This window comes from Kaistia nematophila, from assembly GCF_026343855.1.
Lineage (GTDB): Bacteria > Pseudomonadota > Alphaproteobacteria > Rhizobiales > Kaistiaceae > Kaistia > Kaistia nematophila.
On the sequence record NZ_JAPKNK010000010.1, the window covers coordinates 1 to 22,828 of the forward strand.

The 22,828-nt window shown below is 65.8% G+C and carries 24 protein-coding genes and 1 tRNA gene; 8 read left to right on the forward strand and 17 right to left on the reverse strand.

The window, feature by feature from the left end:
- Window positions 1-4: 4 nt before the first annotated feature.
- The 3 genes from lysA to argH form a co-directional block, all read right to left on the reverse strand.
- Window positions 5-1,276, reverse strand: coding sequence for a diaminopimelate decarboxylase (gene lysA / locus OSH07_RS19460; protein WP_266340351.1), 1,272 nt, complete (start codon window positions 1,274-1,276; stop codon window positions 5-7).
- Window positions 1,277-1,437: 161 nt separating this feature from the next.
- Window positions 1,438-1,635: an LPS translocon maturation chaperone LptM gene (gene lptM / locus OSH07_RS19465; protein ID WP_266340352.1), complete on the reverse strand. Its 198-nt coding sequence runs from the start codon at window positions 1,633-1,635 to the stop codon at window positions 1,438-1,440.
- Between the two features lie 150 nt (window positions 1,636-1,785).
- A complete protein-coding gene (gene argH / locus OSH07_RS19470) occupies window positions 1,786-3,180 on the reverse strand; it encodes an argininosuccinate lyase (protein ID WP_266340353.1) in 1,395 nt (464 codons plus the stop codon).
- A gap of 35 nt (window positions 3,181-3,215) precedes the next feature.
- Here argH and tlpA point away from each other — a divergent pair, with 35 nt between their 5' ends.
- The gene (gene tlpA / locus OSH07_RS19475; protein ID WP_266340354.1) at window positions 3,216-3,878 is read left to right on the forward strand and encodes a thiol:disulfide interchange protein TlpA; all 663 of its coding nucleotides are present in this window, start codon (window positions 3,216-3,218) and stop codon (window positions 3,876-3,878) included.
- A 193-nt stretch (window positions 3,879-4,071) separates the two neighbouring features.
- On the opposite strand, the gene OSH07_RS19480 is transcribed toward tlpA, so the two are convergent.
- The 8 genes from OSH07_RS19480 to OSH07_RS19515 form a co-directional block, all read right to left on the reverse strand.
- Window positions 4,072-4,953, reverse strand: a complete 882-nt coding sequence (locus OSH07_RS19480; protein ID WP_266340355.1) for a 3-hydroxybutyryl-CoA dehydrogenase — start codon at window positions 4,951-4,953, stop codon at window positions 4,072-4,074.
- A gap of 122 nt (window positions 4,954-5,075) precedes the next feature.
- Window positions 5,076-6,011 carry an electron transfer flavoprotein subunit alpha/FixB family protein gene (locus tag OSH07_RS19485; protein ID WP_266340356.1) on the reverse strand — a complete coding sequence of 312 codons (936 nt, stop codon included), beginning with the start codon at window positions 6,009-6,011 and terminating at the stop codon, window positions 5,076-5,078.
- 1 nt (window position 6,012) lies between these two features.
- Window positions 6,013-6,762, reverse strand: a complete 750-nt coding sequence (locus OSH07_RS19490) for an electron transfer flavoprotein subunit beta/FixA family protein (RefSeq protein WP_266340357.1) — start codon at window positions 6,760-6,762, stop codon at window positions 6,013-6,015.
- Window positions 6,763-6,866: 104 nt separating this feature from the next.
- Entirely contained in the window at window positions 6,867-7,586 is a 720-nt protein-coding gene (locus OSH07_RS19495; RefSeq protein WP_266340358.1) for a rhomboid family intramembrane serine protease, read from the reverse strand.
- A gap of 10 nt (window positions 7,587-7,596) precedes the next feature.
- Entirely contained in the window at window positions 7,597-8,169 is a 573-nt protein-coding gene (locus OSH07_RS19500) for a cob(I)yrinic acid a,c-diamide adenosyltransferase (RefSeq protein ID WP_266340359.1), read from the reverse strand.
- Between the two features lie 9 nt (window positions 8,170-8,178).
- A complete protein-coding gene (locus OSH07_RS19505; RefSeq protein ID WP_266340360.1) occupies window positions 8,179-8,370 on the reverse strand; it encodes a twin transmembrane helix small protein in 192 nt (63 codons plus the stop codon).
- 80 nt (window positions 8,371-8,450) lie between these two features.
- On the reverse strand, window positions 8,451-8,966 hold the full coding sequence (locus OSH07_RS19510) for a TspO/MBR family protein (protein WP_266340361.1): 516 nt from the start codon (window positions 8,964-8,966) through the stop codon (window positions 8,451-8,453).
- Window positions 8,967-9,056: 90 nt separating this feature from the next.
- A complete protein-coding gene (locus OSH07_RS19515) occupies window positions 9,057-9,890 on the reverse strand; it encodes an SDR family oxidoreductase (RefSeq protein ID WP_266340362.1) in 834 nt (277 codons plus the stop codon).
- A 213-nt stretch (window positions 9,891-10,103) separates the two neighbouring features.
- Here OSH07_RS19515 and OSH07_RS19520 point away from each other — a divergent pair, with 213 nt between their 5' ends.
- The gene (locus tag OSH07_RS19520) at window positions 10,104-11,048 is read left to right on the forward strand and encodes an AEC family transporter (RefSeq protein WP_266340553.1); all 945 of its coding nucleotides are present in this window, start codon (window positions 10,104-10,106) and stop codon (window positions 11,046-11,048) included.
- Between the two features lie 7 nt (window positions 11,049-11,055).
- On the opposite strand, the gene gluQRS is transcribed toward OSH07_RS19520, so the two are convergent.
- Window positions 11,056-11,910: a tRNA glutamyl-Q(34) synthetase GluQRS gene (gluQRS, locus tag OSH07_RS19525; RefSeq protein WP_266340363.1), complete on the reverse strand. Its 855-nt coding sequence runs from the start codon at window positions 11,908-11,910 to the stop codon at window positions 11,056-11,058.
- Between the two features lie 91 nt (window positions 11,911-12,001).
- Between gluQRS and OSH07_RS19530 the strand changes: the two genes are divergently transcribed.
- From OSH07_RS19530 to OSH07_RS19540, 3 genes are all read left to right on the forward strand, one after another.
- On the forward strand, window positions 12,002-12,655 hold the full coding sequence (locus tag OSH07_RS19530) for an alpha/beta hydrolase (protein ID WP_266340364.1): 654 nt from the start codon (window positions 12,002-12,004) through the stop codon (window positions 12,653-12,655).
- A gap of 113 nt (window positions 12,656-12,768) precedes the next feature.
- The gene (locus OSH07_RS19535; RefSeq protein WP_266340365.1) at window positions 12,769-13,326 is read left to right on the forward strand and encodes an HNH endonuclease; all 558 of its coding nucleotides are present in this window, start codon (window positions 12,769-12,771) and stop codon (window positions 13,324-13,326) included.
- Window positions 13,327-13,356: 30 nt separating this feature from the next.
- Window positions 13,357-14,178 (forward strand): TrmH family RNA methyltransferase, encoded by an 822-nt coding sequence (locus tag OSH07_RS19540; RefSeq protein ID WP_266340366.1) that lies wholly within the window; start codon window positions 13,357-13,359, stop codon window positions 14,176-14,178.
- 16 nt (window positions 14,179-14,194) lie between these two features.
- Here OSH07_RS19540 and OSH07_RS19545 read toward each other — a convergent pair whose 3' ends face one another.
- Window positions 14,195-14,695 carry a disulfide bond formation protein B gene (locus tag OSH07_RS19545; RefSeq protein ID WP_266340367.1) on the reverse strand — a complete coding sequence of 167 codons (501 nt, stop codon included), beginning with the start codon at window positions 14,693-14,695 and terminating at the stop codon, window positions 14,195-14,197.
- A 203-nt stretch (window positions 14,696-14,898) separates the two neighbouring features.
- Between OSH07_RS19545 and OSH07_RS19550 the strand changes: the two genes are divergently transcribed.
- The 3 genes from OSH07_RS19550 to OSH07_RS19560 all read left to right on the forward strand — a co-directional run bounded on the left by OSH07_RS19550 (window position 14,899) and on the right by OSH07_RS19560 (window position 19,384).
- Window positions 14,899-14,983 (forward strand) — tRNA-Leu (locus tag OSH07_RS19550).
- Window positions 14,984-15,679: 696 nt separating this feature from the next.
- The gene (locus OSH07_RS19555) at window positions 15,680-16,960 is read left to right on the forward strand and encodes a porin (RefSeq protein WP_266340368.1); all 1,281 of its coding nucleotides are present in this window, start codon (window positions 15,680-15,682) and stop codon (window positions 16,958-16,960) included.
- Window positions 16,961-17,713: 753 nt separating this feature from the next.
- The gene (locus OSH07_RS19560; protein WP_266340369.1) at window positions 17,714-19,384 is read left to right on the forward strand and encodes an arylsulfatase; all 1,671 of its coding nucleotides are present in this window, start codon (window positions 17,714-17,716) and stop codon (window positions 19,382-19,384) included.
- Between the two features lie 235 nt (window positions 19,385-19,619).
- Here OSH07_RS19560 and OSH07_RS19565 read toward each other — a convergent pair whose 3' ends face one another.
- The 4 genes from OSH07_RS19565 to OSH07_RS19580 form a co-directional block, all read right to left on the reverse strand.
- Entirely contained in the window at window positions 19,620-20,414 is a 795-nt protein-coding gene (locus tag OSH07_RS19565; protein WP_266340370.1) for a hypothetical protein, read from the reverse strand.
- Between the two features lie 615 nt (window positions 20,415-21,029).
- Window positions 21,030-21,233 carry a hypothetical protein gene (locus OSH07_RS19570; protein WP_266340371.1) on the reverse strand — a complete coding sequence of 68 codons (204 nt, stop codon included), beginning with the start codon at window positions 21,231-21,233 and terminating at the stop codon, window positions 21,030-21,032.
- 270 nt (window positions 21,234-21,503) lie between these two features.
- Window positions 21,504-22,232, reverse strand: coding sequence for a sulfotransferase family 2 domain-containing protein (locus OSH07_RS19575; RefSeq protein WP_266340372.1), 729 nt, complete (start codon window positions 22,230-22,232; stop codon window positions 21,504-21,506).
- 241 nt (window positions 22,233-22,473) lie between these two features.
- Window positions 22,474-22,821 (reverse strand): DUF779 domain-containing protein, encoded by a 348-nt coding sequence (locus OSH07_RS19580; protein WP_266340373.1) that lies wholly within the window; start codon window positions 22,819-22,821, stop codon window positions 22,474-22,476.
- Window positions 22,822-22,828: the final 7 nt, after the last annotated feature.

Genomic DNA, 22,828 nt, shown 5'->3' on the forward strand with positions numbered 1-22,828 from the left:
TGGCCTATTCGGCCAGCCAGTCCGGCAGCCTGTCCATGCCGATCAGCTCGTCATAGGTCTGACGGGGCCGGATGACTGCGAATTCGCTGCCATTGACCAGTACCTCGGCGGCGAGCGGCCGCGTGTTGTAGCTCGACCCTTGCACCGCGCCATAGGCGCCGGCCGTCATCACCGCGATCCGGTCGCCCGGTTCGACGGCGGCCATGGTGCGGTTCAGCGCCAGGAAATCGCCGGTCTCGCAGACGCCGCCGACGACGTCGGCGAAGATCTCGCGCGCGCCGGGCTTCGGCAGGGCGACCGGCAGGATGTCGTGATGCGCCTCGTAGAGCGTCGGGCGGATCAGGTCGTTCATGCCGGCGTCGACGATGACGAAGGTCTTGGCGGCGCCTTCCTTCACATAGACGACCTCGGAGACCAGGATGCCGGCATTGCCGACGATCATCCGGCCCGGCTCGAACAGGATCCTGCCGCCGAGATTGCCGAGCCGCTTGCGCACGATCGACGCATAGGCTGCCGGGTCCGGCGGGGCTTCCTCGTCGAGGTGATAGGGGATGCCGAGGCCGCCGCCGCCATCGACATGGTCGATGGTGTGCCCATCGGCGCGGAGCTCGCGCACGAGGTCGGCGAGCAGGCCATAGGCGGCATCATACGGCGCCATGTCGGTGATCTGGCTGCCAATATGCATGTCGACGCCGGCAACCTTGATTCCCGGCAGCGCGGCGGCGCGGGCATAGACCTCGCGGGCGCGCTGGTAGGGGATGCCGAACTTGTTCTCGGCCTTGCCGGTGGTGATCTTGGCGTGCGTCTTGGCGTCGACGTCGGGATTGATGCGCAGCGAGATGGTCGCGATCTTGCCCTTGGCGGTCGCGATCTCGGAGATCCGCTCCAGTTCCGGCTCGGATTCGACGTTGAAGCAGAGAATGCCGGTATCGAGCGCCAGCGCGATCTCGCGCGCCGTCTTGGCGACGCCGGAGAAGACGATCTTTTCCGGCGGGCAGCCGGCGGCGAGCGCGCGGCGCAGTTCGCCTTCCGAGACGACGTCCATGCCGGCGCCCTCGGCGACCAGCGTCTTCAGCACGGCCTGGTTGGAATTCGCCTTCACGGCGTAGCAGACGAGCGTGTCCAGCCCGGCCAACGCCTCGCGGAAGACGCGGAAATGGCGGACGAGGGTTGCGGTCGAATAGCAGTAGAACGGCGTACCGACAGCCTCGGCGATATCGGCGATCGCCACGTCTTCGGCGTAGAGCGCGCCGTCGCGATATTCGAAATGGTTCATGGTAGGGTCATACCTCAGTCGTCATCCCGGGCTTGACCCGGGATCCATTCCGCCGCGGCCCTGGCCGGAGGAACCTCCCCAGGCTTCGGCTGGATGGATTCCCGCCTTCGCGGGAATAACGGCAATCCAATGATGGCTTTGGCGCCGCTCGATCGCGACGCTCAGAGAAGCTTGTCGATCCAGAGCGACTGGTCCGGCTTGGCCGGTTTCGAGACGTCGGGTTTCTTGCCGTCCGGGCCGGCATGCTCGGCGGAGAGCGCCTGGGGACCGCCCGGCGGCGGCTCCGGCGGACCCTTCACGCCGCAAGCGGCAAGACCCAGCGCGGCGGTCAAAAGCAGAATTCGGGCGGCAAGGGCCAAGGCGGCTTCTCCTGGGGACTCGTCGGTCGGCGGCGCATCTTATCCGATCGCGCCGCCCCGTCATTGGCAAACTTGGCCAAGCTGGCCTGTGCCGAACTTGGCAGGTCTGCGAAGGCGTCGCGATGCCTTCGCGTTGTCACCAAGCGTCGGCTAGGCCTTGAGCTCGCGTGCGAGCACGCGCTGCCAGCGTTTCGCCTGGGCGCGGACGTTCTTCGGCGAGGTGCCGCCATAGCTGGTGCGGCTCCTGACCGACTTGTCGACGGTCAGCACCGAATATACCGCGTCGGTGATGGCGGGATGCACGGCCTGCATCTCGTCCAGCGTCACCTTGGTCAGATCGACGCCGCGCTCCGACGCAATCGCCACGATGCGGCCGGTGACGTGGTGGGCGTCGCGGAACGGCATGTTCAGCTCACGCACCAGCCAGTCGGCCAGATCCGTCGCGGTGGCGAAGCCGGAGCCGGCCGCCTTCTTCAGGTTGGCGGCTTCCGGCTCCATGTCGAGCACCATGCCGGTGGTGGCGGCGATCGCCAGTTCCAGGCTCTCGAAGGCGTCGAAGGCCTGTTCCTTGTCTTCCTGCATGTCCTTTTGATAGGCGAGCGGAAGACCCTTCATGACGATCTGCAGCGCGGTCTGGGCGCCGATGATGCGGCCCGTCTTGGCGCGCACCAGTTCGGCCGCGTCCGGGTTACGCTTCTGCGGCATGATCGACGAGCCGGTGGTGAACTTGTCGGAAAGCTTGATGAAGCGGAACTGTGCCGACGACCAGATGACGATCTCCTCGGCGAAGCGCGACAGGTGGATGGCGCAGAGGCTCGCCGCCGCCAGCGCCTCGATGACGAAGTCGCGGTCGGAGACGCTGTCGAGCGAGTTCGCCGTCGGCCGGTCGAAGCCAAGCGACGCGGCGGTCTGGAAGCGGTCGATCGGGAACGAGGTGCCGGCCAGCGCCGCGGCGCCGAGCGGGTTCTCGTTGAGGCGCCTGCGCGCGTCCTGGAAGCGGCCGCGGTCACGGCCGATCATCTCGACATAGGCGAGCAGATGGTGGCCGAAAGTCACCGGCTGGGCGCTCTGCAGATGGGTGAAGCCCGGCATCACCTGGCCGGCATGGGCGAAGGCCTTGTCGGCGAGCGCCACCTGCAGCTCGCGCAGCGCCGCGTCCATCGCGTCGATCGTGTCGCGCACCCAGAGCTTGAAATCGGTCGCCACCTGGTCGTTGCGCGAGCGGGCGGTGTGCAGCCTTCCGGCGGCGTCGCCGATCAGTTCCTTCAGGCGCGATTCGATGTTGAGGTGGATGTCCTCGAGCGCGCGCGAAAACTTGAACTCGCCCGCTTCGATTTCGCGCAGGATGGCGTCTAGACCTGCCGCAATCTTTTCGGCATCGTCCGCCGCGATGATCCCCTGGCGGGCGAGCATGGCGGCATGCGCCTTCGAGCCGGCAATGTCCTGACGGTAGAGCTTCTGGTCGAAACCGATCGACGCGTTGATCTCTTCCATGATGGCGGCCGGGCCTTCGGAGAAGCGGCCACCCCACATCGAATTGCTCATGTACCCTCTCTCGGAGGCCTTGGAGGCAGGACGGAATGAATGAGACGCGCGGTAAATCGCGACGCTGGCCGATCATCGGCCTTGCCGCGATCGCAGGCATCGCAGTCGGAGTTGGCGCGGTATACGTGACCGAGACCCGGAAAGGCAACGGGGCTGTTGCGATGGCCGGGGTCGATTGCGGCCCCGCGGTCGAGGCCGCCGGCCTGCTGGCGCCGCTTGCGAAGGGCGAGGTCGCCGCCTTCCGCGTCGCCACCGAGCCGGCGCGACTGTCGGAACTCTCCTTCCAGACCGCCAATGGCGACAAGAAGAGCCTGGCCGATTTCAAGGGTCAGGCCGTGCTCCTGAACCTCTGGGCGACCTGGTGCGCGCCGTGCCGGCAGGAAATGCCGGCGCTCGACCGCCTCGACGCCGCCCATGATGGCAAGGACTTCTCCGTCGTCGCCGTCTCGATCGACACGCAGGACCCGGCCAAGCCGAAGAAGTTCCTGGAGGAGATCGGCGTCAAGTCGCTCGCGTTCTACGGCGATCCCACTACCGGCATTTTTTCCGCGCTGAAGGGCAAGGGCATGGCCGTCGGCCTGCCGACGACGGTGCTGATCGATAGGGAAGGCTGCGCACTGGGCGTGATGTCCGGCCCGGCCGAATGGGATTCGGAAGACGCCAAGGCGCTGATCGGGGCGGCCAGCAAGAGCATCTGAGTCGGGACAAAAGCCCCTTGCCCCAGCCCTCTCCCGTTGCGGGAGAGGGGGGCGGCGAGCCCGGTCGTCCCGAAGGTCCGCTGCCTGCACACCATGCCGGCCGGAAAGCCCTCGCCCGCTTGCGGGAGAGGGTTGGGTGAGGGGCTTGCTTGACTAGATGGCCGTGTCGACGACGACGGTGGCCTGCCAGGCTTCAGCGGGTCGGGACGGGGTGCTCGCCGCGATAGTCGTAGAAGCCGCGATTGGTCTTGCGGCCGAGCCAGCCGGCCTCGACATATTTCACCAGCAGCGGGCAGGGGCGGTACTTCGAATCCGCCAGGCCCTCATAGAGCACCTGCATGATCGACAGGCAGGTGTCGAGGCCGATGAAATCGGCGAGCTGCAGCGGCCCCATCGGATGGTTGGCGCCGAGCTTCATGGCGGTGTCGATCGCGTCCACCGTGCCGACGCCCTCATAGAGCACGTAGATGGCCTCGTTGATCATCGGCAGCAGGATGCGGTTGACGATGAAGCCCGGGAAATCCTCCGAGACGGTCGAGGTTTTGCCAAGCGCCAGCACATACGCCTTGGCCGCCTCGAAGGTCTCGTCGCCGGTGGCGATGCCGCGGATCAGCTCGACGAGCTGCATCACCGGCACGGGATTCATGAAATGGATGCCGATGAAGCGCTCGGGCCGGTCGCTCGCCGAGGCGAGGCGGGTGATCGAAATCGACGAGGTGTTGGTGGCGAGCATCGCCTCGGGCTTCAGCGCCGGGCAGACGCCGGAGAATATCTTGCGCTTCGTCGCCTCGTCCTCGGTTGCCGCCTCGATGACGAGGTCGCATTCGCCGAGCGCGTCGACGCCGAAGGCTGGCTTGACGCGGGCAAGCGCCGCCTTGCGGTCTTCCTCGGTGATGCGGCCGGAATGGACCTGGCGCGCGAGGTTGCCGTCGATGGTCGCGAGACCCTTGCGGACGCGCTCCTCGGCGACGTCGTGGATGAAGACCTCGTAGCCGGCAAGCGCGCTCACATGGGCGATACCATTGCCCATCTGACCGGCTCCGATGACGCCGATCGCCTTAATCGCGGTGCTCATGCCCCAAGGGCTCCTTTGTCTTCCAGAAATCGAAATGGCGTTCAAAAACGGTTCGGCCGCGCTCGCTGACCGGAGTCAGTCGAGCACGGCCGGCAGGAATGTCAACCGGCGATGGCAAAGGTCTAGTTCGCGAGGGCCTTCGTCAGCGCCGGAACCGCCTCGAACAGATCCTCGACCAGGCCGAAATCGGCGACCTGGAAGATCGGCGCGTCACCATCCTTGTTGATCGCGACGATGACCTTCGAATCCTTCATGCCGGCGAGATGCTGGATCGCGCCCGAGATGCCGATGGCGATGTAGAGATCCGGCGCGACGACCTTGCCGGTCTGGCCGACCTGCCAGTCGTTCGGCGCGTAGCCTGCGTCGACGGCGGCGCGAGAGGCGCCGATGGCCGCCTTGAGCTGGTCGGCGAGCGGGGCGATCACTTCCTGGAACTTCTCCGCCGAGCCGAGTGCGCGGCCGCCGGAGACGATCACCTTGGCGGAAGCGAGCTCCGGCCGGTCGGAGACGGAAAGATCCGCGCCGACGAAGCTGGAGAGGCCCTTGTCGGCCGGCGCCGCGATCGTCTCGACCGGGGCGCTGCCGCCGAGGGCGGCGGCCGGGAAGGCGGCGATGCGGACGGTGACGACCAGCTTCTTGTCGCTCGACTGCACCGTCTCGATGGCATTGCCGGCATAGATCGGACGCTCGAATGTATCGGGAGCCACGACCTTCGAGATCTCGGAGACCTGCATCACGTCGAGCAGGGCGGCGACGCGCGGCGCGACGTTCTTGCCGGTCGAGGTCGCCGGGACGACGATCGCGTCATACTTGTCGGCGAGCGACACGACCAGGTCGGCGAGCGGTTCGGCACGGCGATTGGCGAGGCTCTCGCCGTCGGCGAGCAGCACCGTGCGCACGCCGGAAAGCTGCGCGGCGGCATCGGCGGCCGCCTTGGCCTGGTGGCCGGCGACGAGGACGTCGACCGGCTGGCCGAGCGCAAGCGCCGCGGTCAGCGCCTTGGCGGTCGCCTCGTTCAGATGCGCGTCGTCATGTTCCGCGAGGATCAGCGTTGCCATCTCAGAGCACTCCCGCCTGCTTGAGCCTTGCGACGAGTTCGTCGACCGAACCGAGCTTGACGCCGGCCGTGCGGCCGGTCGGCTCGACCGTCTTCAGGACGGTGAGGCGGGGGCTCGCGTCGACGCCGAGCGTCTCCGGCGTGGTCTCGTCGAGCGGCTTCTTCTTCGCCTTCATGATGTTCGGCAGCGAAGCGTAGCGCGGCTCGTTCAGGCGCAGGTCGGTGGTGACGATCGCCGGCAGCTTGAGCCGCAGCGTCTCGAGGCCGCCATCGACTTCGCGCGTCACGTCGACGGAACCGTCGCCGAGCACGACCTTCGAGGCGAAGGTCGCCTGCGGCCAGCCGAGCAGGGCGGCCAGCATCTGGCCGGTCTGGTTGCTGTCGTCGTCGATCGCCTGCTTGCCGAGGACGACCAGGCTGGGCTCTTCCGCCGCGATCACGGCCTTGAGCAGCTTGGCGACGGCGAGGGGCTCGACGCTGGCGGCGTCGGTCTTCACCAGGATGGCGCGGTCGGCGCCCATGGCGAGGCCGGTACGCAGCGTTTCCGCCGACTTGTCCGAGCCGATCGACACGACGACGACTTCCGTCGCCTTGCCGGCTTCCTTGATCCGCAACGCTTCTTCGACGGCAATTTCGTCGAAGGGATTCATCGACATCTTCACGTTGGCGAGGTCGACGCCGGTTCCGTCCGCCTTCACGCGGATCTTGACGTTGGTATCGACCACCCGCTTGACGGGCACGAGGATCTTCATCGCGGCGATTATCCTTTCGGCGCAGCAATTTGCGGAGCGTTTGGGGCGGGACCGTACCGGCGGGTTCTCCCCGAGTCAACGCAAGGAACGTACCCTGGAAGGGCTCAAACCACAGGGTCGACGGGCATTTCCTCGTCGACCTGCCGCGCCAGCAGAGGAACGCCAGGCCGGCGGAAGAAGAGAACCAGCACGGCGCCCATCAGCAGGCCGCCGAGATGGGCTGCCCAGGAGATCTCGCCCGGCGCGCCAAAGGCGAAATTATACAGCTGCAGCAGGATCCAGAAGCCGAGTACCCAGACCGTCCTGAGCCGGATCGGGATGCGGAACAGCAGCAGCACCCAGATTTTCACGCGGGGGTGCAAGAGCAGGTAGGCGGCGATGACGCCGGCGACCGAGCCGGAAGCGCCGATCAGCGCGACATCCGAGCCGGGCTCGACCATGACATGCGCCAGCCCGCCGCCGATCGCGCAGAGGAAATAGAACAGGATGAAGCGGATGTGCCCCATCGCGTCCTCGACATTGTCGCCGAAGACCCAGAGGAACAGCATGTTGCCGGCGAGATGCCAGATGTCGCCATGCAGGAAGGAGGAGGTGATGAAGGTGAGGTATTCCGGCGCGTGGTAGATGCCGGGCGTGCGGATGTGGATGCCGGCGAGCGTCGACGGGATCAGCCCGAACGCCATCACGGACGCCGCCTCGGCATCGGCATTGCCGGCGCGCTGGTAGATCAGGAAGACCAGGCAGTTGAGGACGACGAGGCCGCGCGTCACCCAGGGAAAGCGGATGTAGCGGAGCGGATTCTGATCGTGGAACGGCACGAACATGCGTCGTTCCTCACCGGTTCTGGCCGGGCACCCACAGGACATCCGTGGCGCCGCGATCATTGACGTAACGGGCGGCGACGAACAGGAAGTCCGACAGCCGGTTGACATAGCGGATCGCCGCCGGATTGACGGCCTCGCGCGAGGCGAGCTCGACCATCACCCGTTCGGCGCGGCGCGTCACGGTGCGGGCGATGTGCAGATGCGCCGCCGCCGCCGAACCGCCCGGCAGCACGAAGGAGCGCAGCGGGCTCAGCTCGGCATTCAGCTGGTCGATCTCGGCTTCCAGCCGGTCGGTCTGCGCGTCGATGATGCGCAGCGCCTCGCGGCCGGGCTTCAGGCCGGTTTCCGGCGTCGACAGGTCGGCGCCGAGGTCGAAGAGATCGTTCTGGATGCGCGCCAGCATGGCGTCGACGACGGGATGGTCGGCGAGGTGGAGCCGGGCGGCGCCGACCTGGGCGTTGGTCTCGTCGATCGTGCCGTAGCTGTCGACGCGGAGATCGGATTTGGCGCGGCGCTCTCCCGTGACGAGGGACGTGGTCCCGTCATCGCCGGTTCTTGTGTAGATGCGGGTGAGCGCGACCATCGGAATGCCTCAGCGGGCCGAGAAATACAGGGCAGCCATCATGATGATGATCGCCGCGAACTGCAGCAAGACGCGCATCCGCATCAGCTTCTGCGACCGCTCCGGCGAGCCGCCGCGCAGCATGTTGAACAGCCCCAGCAGCAGCACGATGGCCACGGCGGCGAGCGCAATCGGGATCAGATAGTAAAAGAAGCTGTTCATCGGGCTCTTGCTTCAGGAATCGGATCGATCCGTCCTTATACGCTCGATCTTCGCCGCCTCGCCATATGCGCGGCCTGCGCTCAATTGAGCCACCAGACCGCCGCGTTCAGCACGCTGGCGAACGAGACCCAGGCGAGATAGGGCAGCAGAAGCCAGCTCGAAAGCCCGTCGATCCGCGAGAAGGCGCCCATGGTCGCGATGATGGCGAGCAGTAGCGCGACGATGTCGATCAGCGCCAGCCACGGCATGTGCAGGGCGAAGAAGGCTCCGGACCAGGCGACGTTCAGCACCAGCTGCACCGCGAAGGCGAGGACGGCGACCTGCAGCGTCGTGCCGCGGCCGAGCACCCATACCCGCCAGAACGCCACCGCCATCATCGCGTAGAGCAGGGTCCAGACCGGCCCGAACACCCAGTTCGGCGGGCTGAAGAACGGCTTCGCCAAGCCCGCATACCACGTCGGGATGCTGGGCAGGGTCATCCACGAGCCGAGCGCCGCGGCGGCGAAGCAGATCGCGAGGCTCACGACCAGGCGGACCAGCGAGCCCGGCGACAGCCAGAAATGCGGCGAGCGGAAATCGGCGGAAACGGAACTCATGGCAATACCCTCACGGCGGCGCGTCCCGCGCCCGATGCTCCTTCTACGCGCGCCGGGGCGTTCCGGTTCCAGTGCCCTGCGATTTCCCGCTCAGGAATTCCGCGCGATCAGCCGGTCCATCAGGCGGGCCGGTAGCAGCCGCTTCATCACGGCCGCCGCCTTGGTCAGCACGGTGACGCGGTAGCGAAGGCGCGGCCGCGAGCTTTCGAGCGCATGCAGCAGGGCAGCGGTCACCGCCTCCGGCCCGAGCTTGAAGCGGGAAGGGCGGCGGGTGCCCTTCATGCGCGCGAGCTGCGACTGGTATTCGTCGCGGTGGATCGAGCCCTCGACATCGACGGTCGCATGAAAATTCGCCAGTGCGTTCTGGGTGAAGCGCGTGGCGATCGGGCCGGGTTCGATCAGCGCCACCTGGACCCCGCTGCCGCAGAGCTCGACGCGCAGCGAATCGGTCAGGCCTTCGAGCGCGAATTTCGAGCCGACATAGGCGCCGCGATACTTGCCGGCGACGAAGCCGAGGATGGACGAGCACTGGACGATGCGGCCATGGCCCTGCGCCCGCATCACCGGCACGATGCGGCGGGTCAGCGTGTGCCAGCCGAAGACATTGGTTTCGAACTGCCGGCGCAGGACGTCGGTGGTGAGATCCTCGACCGCACCGACCTGGCCATAGGCGCCGTTGTTGAACAGCGCATCGAGCCGGCCACCGGTCCGTTCGAGCACGGCGTCGGCGCAGGCATGGATCGACGCCTCGTCCACATAGTCGAGGTAGAGCGCCTCGCATCCGGCCTCGGCGAGGGCGGCGAGATCCTCCGGCTTGCGCGCCGTCGCGAAGACGCGCCAGCCGCGCGCCTTCAGGGCCAGCGCGGCATCGCGGCCGATGCCGGTCGAGGCGCCGGTGACGAGGATCGATCGGGCGTCCGTCATGCTGGTCTCTGCTGCTCCCGTTCCGCGCCGGGCTTCGGCGCGACGGCCGGACTATAGTGTGCGAGGCGGCGGAGCCAAGCGGAACCATGGTCGCGCCGGTTGACCGCTGCGGCAGCGCTTTCTACTGTCGGGAACCATCCTCCCAGCCTTGTGATCCCGCATGCCCGCCTGTGCCTTCCCCATCACCGCCCTGCCGGGGGCCGGCGCATGCTGATGCTCGGCCGCCTGACCGAGATCGCTTTCATCGTGCTGCCGATCGCCGGGCTAATCAGCGTCGGCTATCTCGCCGGCTGGACCAAGCATCTCGGCGACCGGGCCGCCGACGGCCTGTCGGAATATGTGTTCGGCATCGCCGTGCCGGTCTTGATCTTCAAGACGCTGTCGGAAGCGAAGATGCCGGAAGGCGGCCAGCCCTGGGGCTACTGGATCGCCTATTTCACCGGCGCTTTCATCGTCTTCGGCATCGGCTTCCTGATCGCCAGGCGGGTGTTCGGCCGGGCCCATGTCGAGGCGGTGATGCAGGGCTTCGCCTCCGGCCAGTCCAACACCGTGTTTGTCGGCGTGCCGGTGATCCTAAACGCCTTCGGCGAAGAGGGCGCCGTGCCGCTCTTTCTGCTGATCGCCATCCATCTGCCGGTCATGACGACGGCCGCGACCTTGTTCGCGGAGGGCTCGGAGTCAGGCATTTCGCGCGCGACGCTGATGCGGCTCCTGAAGGCGCTGGCGCGCAACCCGATCCTGTTCGGCATCTATGCCGGCGCGATCGGCCAGATCGCCGGCATCCAGGCGAGCGGCCCGGCCGGCGAGGTGGTGCGCATGCTGGCGGCCTCGTCGGTGCCCTGCGCGCTGATCTCGATGGGGCTGGCGCTGCGCCGCTACGGCTTCGCCGGCGACCTCAAGGCCTCCTTCGTCATCAGCATCCTGAAGCTGGTCGTCCACCCCCTGATCGTGCTCGGCCTGGCGCATGTGCTGCCGATGCCGCCGGTCTGGGCCGGCGTCGCCGTCGTCTTCGCCGCCATGCCCTGCGGCGTGAATGCCTACCTGCTCGCCAATCACTACAAGGCCGGCGTCGCCAGCACGGCGAGCGCCGTCTCGCTGTCGACGCTGCTCAGCCTGTTCACGGTGACGATCTGGCTCTACGTGCTCGGCGTCGGCTGATCGGGCACTAGAGTCCGACGAGGGCGCGGATCTCGGCTGGCGTCGCGCCGGCGTCGCGCAGGACGCGCAGCCCGGTCGAGCCCTCCGATTTCGAAAGCTTGCGCCCCGCGGCGTCGCGGATCAGGCCGTGATGGCGATAGGCGGGTTCCGGCAAGTCGAGCAGGGCCTGCAGCAGGCGGTGCACGCTGGCGGCGTGGAAGAGGTCTTCGCCGCGCACGACGTCGGTGATGCCCTGCAGCGCGTCGTCGACGACGACGGAGAGATGGTAGCTGGTGGGGATTTCCCTGCGCGCGATAACCACGTCGCCCCAGCGGCCGGGCTCCGCCGTCACCCTTCCCGTCTCGCCTGCCGGGCCGCGGCCCTGTTCGGCGAAGGCGAGGGGGCCGGCCTTGGCCATGGCCGCGTCCATCTTCAGCCGCCAGGCATAGGGGGCGCCGGACGCGATCCGCGCGTCCGCCTCGCGCGCCGGCAGGTCCCGGTCTCCGCCTGGATAGAGCGGCGCGCCGTCCGGATCGCGCGGCCAGTCCGGGCTCGCGGTCGCCGCGCGGATCTCCGCCCGGCTCAGGAAGCTCGGATAGACCAGGTCCATGGCCTTCAGCCGGTCGAGCGCTTCCGCATAGGCGTCGAAATGTTCGGATTGCCGGCGCACCGGCCGCTCCCAGTCGAGCCCGAGCCAGGCGAGATCGTCGAGGATCGCAGCCTCGAACTCGGGCCGGCAGCGCGTCACGTCGATGTCTTCGATCCGGATCAGCAGCCGCCCGCCGGCCTCGCGCGCCAGATCGCCATTGAGCAACGCCGAATAGGCGTGGCCGAGATGCAGCTCGCCATTCGGGCTCGGGGCAAAGCGGAAGGTGCGGGACATGTCGGCGCGACGTCGTGCGGGATGGCGAAACGGGATGCGGACTTGCTAGCATGAGCCAGATTCGTTTGCCTGCCTGCAACAGGGATTTTCCATGCTCGATGGTCCGCGCCTCGCTCCGCTTTCCGGCGACAAGCCCAAGAAACTCGTCGTCCTGCTGCATGGCGTCGGCGCCGACGGGCACGATCTGATCGATATCGGCAGGCATTGGGCGCCGCTGTTTCCGGATGTCTATTTCGTCGCGCCGGATGCGCCCGATCCGTCCGATTGGGGCATGGGCCGGCAGTGGTTCCGCCTCTCCGTGCGCGATGCGCATGAATATTGGCAGGGCGCTTCCGCCGCCGCGCCGAAGCTCGATGCGTTCCTCGACGCCGAACTGGCGCGCCACGGCCTGACCGATGCCGACCTGGCGCTGGTCGGCTTCAGCCAGGGCACGATGATGGCGCTGCAGGTCGGGCCGCGCCGGCCGAACGAGATGGCCGGCATCGTCGCCTATTCCGGGCGCATCGCCGGAGTCGAGCGGCTGAAGGCGGAGACGAAGAGCCGGCCGCCGATCCTGCTGGTGCATGGCGCGCTCGACGAGGTGATTCCCGTCGCCGCGCTTCAGGAGACGGAAAAGGCGCTTCTCGACGCCGGTTTCCCGGTCGCGGCGATCGAGCGGCCGGCCCTTGGCCACAGCATCGACGAGGCCGGACTTGCCGCAGGGGCGGCCTTCCTGAAACGCATTTTTGCCACAGCCGAGGCCTGATCGACGCGCACGGAAACGTCAACGTTTCATTGGCTTCACAAGGATGACACAGAGCCTATAGACTATTTCGGCAATCTCGAGGTTCGGCGCGTCTCAACAGAGGAAGCCATGTCTTGACGATAGCCGTGTCGCCCGGCGCCCATCCGGCCCTTGTGCTCAATGCCGATTACCGGCCGCTGAGCTACTACCCGCTTTCGCTCTGGTCGTGGCAGGACACGATCAAGGCGGTCTTCCTCGATCGCGTCAATATCGTCTCGGAATACGACATCGACATCCGCAGCCCGTCCTTCCGGATGCGGCTGCCCAGCGTCGTCTCGCTGAAGAGCTACATGACGCCGGCCCGCAACCCGGCCTTCACTCGCTTCAACGTCTTCCTGCGCGATCGTTTCCAGTGCCAGTATTGCAGCGCGCGCGAGGACCTGACCTTCGACCACGTCATCCCGCGCGCCCGCGGCGGCCAGACGACGTGGGAAAATGTCGTGGCCGCCTGCTCGCCCTGCAATCTGCGCAAGGGCAGCCTCACCTCGGCCGATGCCCGGATGTGGCCGCGGCAGAAGCCCTACCAGCCGAGCGTCTCCGACCTGCACAACAATGGTCGCCTGTTCCCGCCGAATTATCTGCACGACAGCTGGCTCGATTATCTCTACTGGGATACGGAACTGGACCCGTAGTCCGCCTTCCTCCCCAGCCTGCCGCCCGTCTTGCCGAACCTGATCCGCATCACCGACCCCGCCGATCCGCGCATTGCCGCCTATTGCCATGTGCGCGAGCGCGACCTCGTCGGCCGCGACGATCACTTCATCGCCGAGGGCGAAGTCGTGCTGCGGACCCTGCTCGAATCGGAACGGCACCAGCCCGTCTCGCTGCTCATCGACGAGAAGCGCGTCGACGGCCTCGGCAACATCACCGGCCGCCTGGCCGAGGACGTGCCGGTCTATGTCGCGAGCCAGGCCGTGCTCGACGGCATCGTCGGCTTCCACATTCATCGCGGCATCCTGGCGCTCGGCCACCGCGCGCCGGCGCCCACGGCCGATGCGCTGCTCGCCGGTCTTTCCGGCCGGGCGCTGGTCGTGGTGCTGATGGGGATCGCCAACCACGACAATCTCGGCGGCATCTTTCGCAACGCCGCCGCCTTCGGCGCCGATGCCATCCTGCTCGATGCGCATTGCTGCGACCCGTTCTATCGCAAGGCGATCCGCGTTTCGGTCGGCAACACGCTGACGCTGCCGCACGCGAAGCTGGAACCGGCGGAGGACGTCGTGGCGCTGCTGGAGCGGCACGGCTTCACCGCCGTGTCGCTAAGCCCGAATGGCGCGTTCCGGCTCGCCGAGCTGAAGCGGCCGGCCCGCGTCGCGGTGCTGCTCGGCACCGAGGGACCCGGTCTCGACGCGGCGGTGCTGGCCCGGACGCTGACGGTGCGGATCCCGATGGCGGCTGGCGTCGATTCGCTCAATGTCGCGACGACGAGCGGCATCGTCCTGCATCAGCTGACGCAGGCGGCCGTCGACGAGGAGCCGGCCTAGCCGACCGGCCTCCGGCTTACACCCGGCGCAGGCCGGCGCGCAGCAGCAGGGCGGCGATCACGGCCGAGACGACGGCGTTCCAGCCGGCAAACGAGAGCCCGAGGACGCGGAGCGCGGCGTCGGTGCAGCTCACCACCTTGGTCTTGTTGACCTGCGCCAGCAGATCGCCGGCATTGCTCGTCGTCGTCAGGCCGCCGCCGCAATCGGCCGGTCCGAGCCAGAGCTTCCATTCGACGCCGGCATGATAGATGCCGAGGCCGAGGCCGACGAGGAAGATCACCCCGGCCAGCACCAGCAGGGCGCGCGCCAGGCCCGTCGACTTGCGGGCGGCGAGCAGCAGGATCGCAACCAGCAGCACCGGCAGGCCGAGATAATAGGGAATGCGCTGTTCGAGGCAGAGCTTGCAGGGCGAATAGCCGCCGAAGATCTGGAAGCCCCAGGCGCCCAGGATCGCCGCGAGGCCCAATCCGAAGCTGAGGACGGCAAGCGGCAGGCGGCGGGAGGTACTGTCAGCCATTCATGTCTCGCTTTGATCGATGCGCTCTGCTTCTAGCCTGCCGCGCGCGAATCTGTCGACCGCGACGGCTTTCACATCCGCGTGGGGTGTGGAGGCGCCGCGCGCGGGGGGCATCCGGCAGGTGGGCATAGCGCGAAAACGGCGTTGCTTCTGCCGCCGGCCTGACTATAGTCGCGCCGTCGCAGGCCACTGGCCAGCGCGTTGCGGGCGTGGTGGAACTGGTAGACGCGCCGGACTCAAAATCCGGTTCCGAAAGGAGTGTCGGTTCGATTCCGACCGCCCGCACCACCTTTATCCTTACAGAGCAGATCCTGAACAGATCCATCCGCCGGCGAGAACCGCGCATGATGCGTTGATGTCCATGGCTGCGGGCCCCGCGATGAGAAGGCTGCGGCTCGCCCCGGTTCGGGCGCGCGGCTCGTGGGGACGCCTGCAGGCGCGGACAGGCGGGGGGCGATTCGATTCTTGCCGGGCGAAGGATTCCGACCCTGCAGCCGCGATCCGGCGCATTCATCGAATGGCGGGCAGCCATCCGGCGCGTCTGGCTGTGGCCAAAAAACCTCAAGCCTGTCCGGTTTCGCGTCGCGTTGTTTGGCGGGGAGGCGCTTGACTCTGGTCCGGCAAGCAACGCCGCCCGGGGCTGAATCGCACGATTCAGCGGTTGCAAGCCAATACTCCGCAAGCCCGCGGATATCCTTAACGAATGGTTAATCGAGTTGGATGCGGCTTGCGTGGCGGTGTTGCATTTCTGTCATAGCGCGCGTCAGGCCCTTGGGTAATAGTGACTGCAGGAATCACGAGATGAGGTTCCGGTTGCGTCTGCCGGCTGCCCTGGGGTGGGAGCCAAAAAAGCGGACGCAGCTAAACGGGGATTAGGACGGACTTCGTACGGGCTGTCGAGAAGGGGTGATCCTGCGGGATCTACTCGGTGGCGACGAGAAGAATGAAATACTCTCCTGGATTTACCTTTTTGGAGGTCAGGATATGAACTTTAAGACCCTTCTCCTCGGCTCTGCAGCAGCCATGCTGATGGCTGGTGGCGCTCAGGCGGCGGATCTCACGGTCGCCGAGCCGGTTGACTACGTGAAGGTCTGCGACGCTTTCGGCGCTGGCTTCTTCTATTCGCCGGGCACGGACACCTGCATCAAGATCGGTGGCTACGTGAAGTTCGGTACCGCCTTCGGCGATAGCGACTTCGGCTACTTCAATGCTGGCTACGACAACAGCAACTGGGGCAACTTCTACACGGAAGTGTCGATCCAGGCGACGGCTTCGACGGTCACCGAATACGGTAACCTGACCGGCTTCATCGACATGCGCGCCCAGACCGGCAACACCTTCTCCGGTGGTCAGACCTTCTCCGACCTGGTCAACTCCTCGACCAATTCGGCTTACGTCGACAGCGCCTACCTGGAGCTTGGCCCGCTGAAGGCTGGTCGCTTCACCTCGCTGTTCGACTTCGGTCGTGGCTACAACGACACCGGCATGTTCGGTTCGGACTCGACCACCGACCACATCCAGCTGACCTATGCCGTCAACGGCTTCGGTCTGGCGATCTCGGTCGAAGACAACCGTGACCGTGGCGCTCTCGGCTACACCGACGGCATCCTGGTTGATGGCTCCGGTGACTACTTCACCGGCGGCAACGACAACATCCCCGATATCGTCGGTGCGGTGACCTACGCTTCGGGCATCTTCAGCGCCAAGGTGGCTGCTGCATACGTCAACGAAGCTGTTTCGATCGGCAGCGGCTCGGGCACTCTCCTGGATCCGTACAACCTGAACAACGAGTCGGGTTGGGCCATCGGCGGCGGTCTCGAGATCGCGCTCGACAGCTTCTCGGCTGGCGACCGCTTCTTCGTGTCGGCTGCTTACGGTGACAACGCCAACTCCTTCACCGGCATCACCGGTGGCACCTCGGTTGCTGGCACGTTCAACCCGTTCTCGGCTGACATCACCTACTCGGTCACCCCGGGCACCAGCTGGTCGGCTCTCGCTTCGTACAAGCACGTTTGGAGCCCGCAGCTCTGGTCGTCGCTCTCGGGCGGTTATGCCAACTTCGACGGTTCCGATCAGTCGGACGGCGTGAACGTCGACGCATGGCGCGTTGGCTTCACCACCGCCTACACCCCGGTCAAGGGTCTCGACCTCGTTGGCGACGTGTTCTACTCGAACATCAAGGCTGACGATAACGGCTACGACCTGAACGACGACAACGGCGACAGCGCCTGGAACTTCAACCTGTTCCTGAAGCGTTCCTGGTAATCTGACCTAGTCAGACTATCGAAGGCCCGGCAGAGCAATCTGCCGGGCTTTTTTGTTTTTGCCGGACGCGATCGAGCGGCGAGGGCAGCCGCGAGCCTGATCATCGGCCCGGCCAGAGCTCCGACACCCCGGGATCGGGTCGTGCGGAAGGTATCGGCGCCAGGGCTCCCGCCGATGCGGTGGAATTGCTAGCCCGAACGCCGCGCGCCCCATTTCCGGCCGAGCTTCGCGCGCCGATATTGCGAGCGTCCAAACGGGCGCGTCGAGACGCGCGCGCTTGCAGGCCGCGACGTGCGCCGTCGTGTGGCGGTGCCGGTCGCCCGCCGCGCATCGTGAATTCGCTCGTCGCCGCGTGCCTGCGCGGCCGAGCCGAGCGGCCCGACACCGGCGCCGGCTTCAACCTTTGCGGGTCCCGGATGCGATCGGTCCGGACATGCGAGGCAGCAGGCCCGGGCGCCTTCTCTCTGTTTGCGCGCTACTATTGTCAGGTAGCAAATATAGTCGGCGCTGTCCGGATCCATCGATTGCGCCGGCTGAGCCATGCTGCAATGCAGCCAAGAAGATAGGTCGGATTTTACAATAATATCTCCGGTCGAATTTGCCTTTGCGCCGCCCTAACCTAGATGGATCGTTGCGGGGGCGAGGTCTTTCCCGGTTTCACTCGCTCTGTTCGGCCGCCCTTGCGCAACGCCCATTCACTGAAAAAGCAGCCTCGTCACGCAGATAGTCGTTGCCCAGGAAGGGACCAGATCGATGAGCAAGGATACAGGGACAAACCTCGGCGAGCCCTCGCAGCCGGAGACGGGACTGACGCGCCGGAATCTGCTTCTGACCTCCAGCGTGCTGACGGCGTCGGCGATGCTGGGACCGCTCGCTGCGGTCGAGCAGGCCAAGGCCCAGCAGGCGGCGACGGGCCGCAGGCCGAACATCCTGATCATCTGGGGCGATGACATCGGATGGCAGAACGTCTCGGCCTATGGCATGGGGACGATGGGCTACACGACGCCCAATATCGACCGTGTCGGCAATGAGGGTATCCGCTTCGTCGATCACTATGCCCAGCCGAGCTGCACCGCCGGCCGTGCGTCGTTCATCACGGGGCAGTATCCGATCCGATCCGGCATGACGACGGTCGGCCAGCCCGGATCGTCGCTCGGCCTGCAGGCGGCGTCGCCTTGCCTCGCCGAGGTCATGAAGTCGGCCGGCTATCGCACCGGTCAGTTCGGCAAGAACCATCTCGGCGATCGCAACGAGCATCTGCCGACGGTGCACGGCTTCGACGAGTTCTACGGCAATCTCTACCACCTCAACACGCAGGAAGAATCCGAGCAGCGCGATTACCAGCGCTTCGGCAAGGCGTTCGCCGGCAATATCGAGGACTATGAGAAGCGCTTCGGAACCCGCGGCGTCCTCCATGCCAAGGCTACCACCAAGGACGATCCGACCGAGGATCCCCGCTTTGGCCGCGTCGGAAAGCAGACGATCGAGGATACCGGCCCGCTTACCCAGGAGCGCATGAAGAACTTCGACGCCGGCGAGGTGATTCCGCGGGCGCTCACCTTCATGGGCGCCGCCAAGGATGCGAACGAGCCGTTCTTCGTCTGGCTGAACACGAGCCGCATGCACCTCTACACGCGCCTCAACGACGAGTGGCGCTACGCGGCGGAGACCATGACGTCAGAGGCCGACATCCATGGCTCGGGCATGCTGCAGCACGACCACGACGTCGGTCTGGTGCTGGACTGGCTCGATAACCAGGGTCTCGCCGAGGACACGATCGTCTGGTACTCGACGGACAACGGCCCCGAGCATACGTCCTGGCCCTATGGTGGCACGACGCCGTTCCGGGGCGAGAAGATGACGACCTATGAAGGCGGCGTCCGTGTCCTCTCGATGCTGCGCTGGCCAGCCGAGCTGCCGAAGGGCAAGGTCCTGAACGGCATCCAGGCGCATCAGGACATGTTTACCTCGCTGGCGGCCGCCGCGGGCGTCGATGACGTCAACGCCCAGGTGCTGAAAGACAAGAAGCAGTATATCGACGGCGTCAACAACCTGCCCTACTGGAAGGGGGAGAGCGAGACCTCACAGAGGGATCACATCTTCCACTATTATGAGAGCAAGCTGACGGCGGTCCGGATGGGGCCGTGGAAGTTCCATTTCTCCACGAAGGAAGACTACTACGCGAACGTCATCCCGAGGACGGTGCCATTGGTCTTCAATATCCGCATGGACCCGTTCGAGAGCTTCGATTCACCGGATGCCTATGGCCATCTGATGCAGAAGGTCTCCTGGCTGATCCAGCCGATGAATGTCCTGATGCAGGAGCATCTGCAGACGCTGGCGGACTATCCGCCGGTACAGGGCGGCACCTCCTTCGACATGTCCAACATCGTCAAGGACTTCATGGCCAAGGGCCACGATTGATGCGTCGCGGCCCCCGACCTCGCAACAAGGTTGGGGGCCAAAGCGCATGCCGGCTCTCGTCCAGGTTCCTGTCCGCGCTTCCGGCGGGCAGGTGGGACGTCGGTTGATCGACGCAGCGAATGTCCCCCGGCCGGGTCGATTTCCGGCCGAGGGGTGCAAGCCGGCTAGATGAAATGGCCGTCGCAGCCGGGATGCGTCCGCGTGGGGGCGATGGGCAGTGTCGTTATGCCTGACGCTATTTCGGAAACAGGAAGGTGGCGACGAGGCGCGCTCCCCATTCCGGCCCATTCTCGGGCGCGACGGCGTAATAGCGTCCCATCGCCGCGAGGCTGACGCGCTGGTCGCCGAACTTGAAGATCTTGCTGACGCCGAAATTGATCGGAATGGTCCACTCGCCGGACTGCCAGTCGTAGGTCGATTCGGTATTCAGGATCAGCGACGTCGTATCGGGGAAGGTGTAGTTCAGGAACGGCTGGATGAAGGCCTTGCTGTAGTCGTCGCGGTCGCTCGGCCCGGCGTAGGACCAGATCTGGTTGGCCAGCACGCCCACGGTCCAGCCATTCATCTGCCGGAGCAGGATCGCCGTCGGACCCGCGCCCCAGACGCCGTTGCCGAGTTCGCTTTCCGTGGCCGTCGGCCAGAGGAAGGCGGGGCCCGCGCCGAAAACCCAGCCATCCTTCAGGGCCGGCGCGAGGAAGAAGCTCTGCGTCGTGTCGCCAAGGCCGAAATGGCTGCCATAGCCGGGCGCCAGTTCCCCCTGCTGGATCGTCGGCACGATGGTGCGGACGATGAGGCTCAGATCTTCCGACAGGGTGACGGGAACGACCGGCTGGAGATTGAGCGTGTACTGGCCCGCGTCGCTCGGCCCGAAGCAGCAGTCATAATTGCCCTGGAACGGCACGCTGATGAGGTTGGCGATCGGATTGGCGAGCTGCTTGGCGAGCTCGGCATCGTCTTCCGCGCGGGCGGCGCCACCCTGAAGCGCGAAGGCGACGGTCGCCATGAGGGCGAGCCGGATCGAGCTTGTCATGCGAATTCCCCCTGTCGTGCCGGTCCCAACGAGGCCGCTCGACGGGGCCGGGCCCATCGAGATGCGCCGGGTCTTCCTTGAGTTCGTCTGTCGTGGAAGGAGGGCCGGTCTCCTGCCAGCTTTGGACGTGGCGAGCGAGCCTTGCTTGTGGAGCCGCCGGGCTTCCGTTGCGATTCTGTCCTCGGCTCGCAGCGTGCAAGCTGCATCGAAGCAAAGGCACCGACTATCGTCCGAGACATATCAGAATCAGCCCCGTTGAGATGCAAGAAGTATGTTCTGCATGACTGGGGCGCGTCCAGAAAAAAGCTCCTGGCCCGGCGAAGGCGGACGGCGGAGATAGATCGAATACTGAACTACTTTGGGGAGCGGGGGAGTGCATTCCACGCCAGGCGTCGCGTCTCCCGGAGCGGGACGCCAGTCCTCTATGTGCGACGTGATTCCGGCCGTTGCCCTGTCACCCTCGGGGTGGGCATTCGAGCGCGTCTGGCCAAGGGCGCGCGAAGTCCAGCGGCGCGGCACGCCTCGGCTGTCGGCGCAGTACGAATCGTCCGCCGGCGCGGCGCGACATCCGTCATCGTGCTGCGGGGCGGATGCCGTCGTGATGACGGGTCGCCATCAGCTCCGGATGTCGGGGCAGTCTTGCGCGCTGCGCGTGGGAGCCGGCTTGACGGGTGCCATCACGACGGTCCGCTCGGCCGTGGCCCGGGCCTCCTCGGCTGCCATCCTGAGCAGATAGGCGAGGTCGTGCATTTCGTGCTGCCGGGCCAGATGGCTGAGCTCATCCGACAGGTCTTCGATGTATCGAGCTACTCTCTGCATTTCCGCCTCCCAGTCCCAAGCGTGATGCGAAATTCGCGTGAACCGTCTCGGATCAAGGTTCAACGGAACAAAAGAAGTGACCGCAGCCGAGGCAGTCAGTTCATTCCCGGGCGCTCCCTTCGCAGAGGTCGCCCACCTATGTGCGATCCCACGTGCGTATCCGCATTGCCACTGTCCACCTGATCAGTTGACAATTCCGATGCGCAGGAAATCCGCTATTTCGGCGGCGCCGGATCTAGGCGCCCCGAGATGGACAGGGTCCCCGCCATGTCATCCGGCCAGGGCCTGCTGCATGCATTTCGGCTCTTCCCAGCCGAACATTTCAATTTCGGCCCGGCAGATCCGGCTCACCCGCTGGATCTGCTCCCGGGACAGGCTCTCGACCGAGCGGCTCTTGACCCGAATGCCTGATTTGTGCCGCGGCAAGTCATCGACCGACAAGGGAAGCCGCAGCCGCTTTGCGACACCCTCCAATTCGCAGGTGAGCTTGGAATAGTCTAGCACAGTGTCGACAATGATCGAGCCGCTCTCGTCTGCATAGGCTGGAATATTCGACCAGTACTGCACGAGCGGATCGCCGTCATTGCTCTCGATCCGATCGAGAAAGTGGTCGAAGGAGATCTCCCGCTTGAGGCGATGCTGGCGCCAGGACCAGAGCGAGAGCAGGCGATCCCAGGGCTGCCGTTCGATGCTGAACTTGTAGTAGCTCCGCCAGACGTCCTCTCCGACGCTGCGGCGCACTTCCATCGCTTCCGAGTGTTGGTCTAGCCGAAATCCGGGGCGAACCAGGCGCAAAGCCTTCTTGAACGGGCGTTCGATGGCCGCCAGGCGGGTGACTGGATGAGGCGTGCTGAGAACCGGCAGGCGGCGGTTTTCGTCGCTGGTGATGACGAGATCCATCTGGCCGAGTAGCGGCGCCAGCCATCCCTCGACCGAAGAGCCCGCGGTCTTTCGCGACTTCAGGAAAATGAAGCGGTGCTTGTGAGAGATAATGGTCATGACGATCGACGAAAGCTCTAGAACGGATCGTCTAAAATGTCCCATGAGACAGAATTGTCGTCAATGAAACGACGGATGGATTGGTTTGCTTTTCCCGTATCCGCTGAGTTTCGGCCCGCGAGAATATGCTTGGGTGCGGGAAATGTTGTTGCGATGCAGCACTCTGCCTGCAGGTTCAGGTTGCCTGTCGGCGCTGGTGCGACTGTTCCATGCCGGACCGCCGGCGGTGTGGAGGGGCGCCTCAGTCGACCGCGCAGATATCCGAGCGGACCAGGAAGCGGCGCTCGCGGCCGTTGTCGAGCGAGAACATGCCGCCGCGACCGTCGATCGCGTCGATCGTCAGTTCGGTGTGCTTCCACACCTCGTATTGCGCAGCGCCGATATAAAAGGGCGTGTCGCCGATCGTGCCGAGCAGCACGTCGCGGTCGCCGATGAGAAAGTCGCCGCGCGGGTAGCACATCGGCGACGAGCCGTCGCAGCAGCCGCCCGACTGGTGGAACAGCACCGGGCCGTGATCGGCGATGATCTCGTCCAGCAGTTTCTGCGCCGCCGGGGTCGCGGTGACGCGGTTTTCCGAACCTTCTGCCATGATGGCC

What these genes read in the sequence shown, in the direction of transcription:
- tlpA (WP_266340354.1), top strand. Translation starts at nt 3,216, where the DNA reads ATGAATGAGACGCGCGGTAAATCGCGACGCTGGCCGATCATCGGCCTT.
- lysA (WP_266340351.1), bottom strand. Translation starts at nt 1,276, where the DNA reads ATGAACCATTTCGAATATCGCGACGGCGCGCTCTACGCCGAAGACGTG.
- OSH07_RS19565 (WP_266340370.1), bottom strand. Translation starts at nt 20,414, where the DNA reads ATGACAAGCTCGATCCGGCTCGCCCTCATGGCGACCGTCGCCTTCGCG.
- OSH07_RS19515 (WP_266340362.1), bottom strand. Translation starts at nt 9,890, where the DNA reads ATGACGGACGCCCGATCGATCCTCGTCACCGGCGCCTCGACCGGCATC.
- OSH07_RS19570 (WP_266340371.1), bottom strand. Translation starts at nt 21,233, where the DNA reads ATGCAGAGAGTAGCTCGATACATCGAAGACCTGTCGGATGAGCTCAGC.
- OSH07_RS19545 (WP_266340367.1), bottom strand. Translation starts at nt 14,695, where the DNA reads ATGGCTGACAGTACCTCCCGCCGCCTGCCGCTTGCCGTCCTCAGCTTC.
- argH (WP_266340353.1), bottom strand. Translation starts at nt 3,180, where the DNA reads ATGAGCAATTCGATGTGGGGTGGCCGCTTCTCCGAAGGCCCGGCCGCC.
- OSH07_RS19500 (WP_266340359.1), bottom strand. Translation starts at nt 8,169, where the DNA reads ATGGTCGCGCTCACCCGCATCTACACAAGAACCGGCGATGACGGGACC.
- OSH07_RS19555 (WP_266340368.1), top strand. Translation starts at nt 15,680, where the DNA reads ATGAACTTTAAGACCCTTCTCCTCGGCTCTGCAGCAGCCATGCTGATG.
- OSH07_RS19580 (WP_266340373.1), bottom strand. Translation starts at nt 22,821, where the DNA reads ATGGCAGAAGGTTCGGAAAACCGCGTCACCGCGACCCCGGCGGCGCAG.
- gluQRS (WP_266340363.1), bottom strand. Translation starts at nt 11,910, where the DNA reads ATGTCCCGCACCTTCCGCTTTGCCCCGAGCCCGAATGGCGAGCTGCAT.
- OSH07_RS19505 (WP_266340360.1), bottom strand. Translation starts at nt 8,370, where the DNA reads ATGAACAGCTTCTTTTACTATCTGATCCCGATTGCGCTCGCCGCCGTG.
- OSH07_RS19560 (WP_266340369.1), top strand. Translation starts at nt 17,714, where the DNA reads ATGAGCAAGGATACAGGGACAAACCTCGGCGAGCCCTCGCAGCCGGAG.
- OSH07_RS19520 (WP_266340553.1), top strand. Translation starts at nt 10,104, where the DNA reads ATGCTCGGCCGCCTGACCGAGATCGCTTTCATCGTGCTGCCGATCGCC.
- OSH07_RS19575 (WP_266340372.1), bottom strand. Translation starts at nt 22,232, where the DNA reads ATGACCATTATCTCTCACAAGCACCGCTTCATTTTCCTGAAGTCGCGA.
- OSH07_RS19510 (WP_266340361.1), bottom strand. Translation starts at nt 8,966, where the DNA reads ATGAGTTCCGTTTCCGCCGATTTCCGCTCGCCGCATTTCTGGCTGTCG.
- OSH07_RS19485 (WP_266340356.1), bottom strand. Translation starts at nt 6,011, where the DNA reads ATGGCAACGCTGATCCTCGCGGAACATGACGACGCGCATCTGAACGAG.
- OSH07_RS19495 (WP_266340358.1), bottom strand. Translation starts at nt 7,586, where the DNA reads ATGTTCGTGCCGTTCCACGATCAGAATCCGCTCCGCTACATCCGCTTT.
- OSH07_RS19530 (WP_266340364.1), top strand. Translation starts at nt 12,002, where the DNA reads ATGCTCGATGGTCCGCGCCTCGCTCCGCTTTCCGGCGACAAGCCCAAG.
- OSH07_RS19490 (WP_266340357.1), bottom strand. Translation starts at nt 6,762, where the DNA reads ATGAAGATCCTCGTGCCCGTCAAGCGGGTGGTCGATACCAACGTCAAG.
- OSH07_RS19480 (WP_266340355.1), bottom strand. Translation starts at nt 4,953, where the DNA reads ATGAGCACCGCGATTAAGGCGATCGGCGTCATCGGAGCCGGTCAGATG.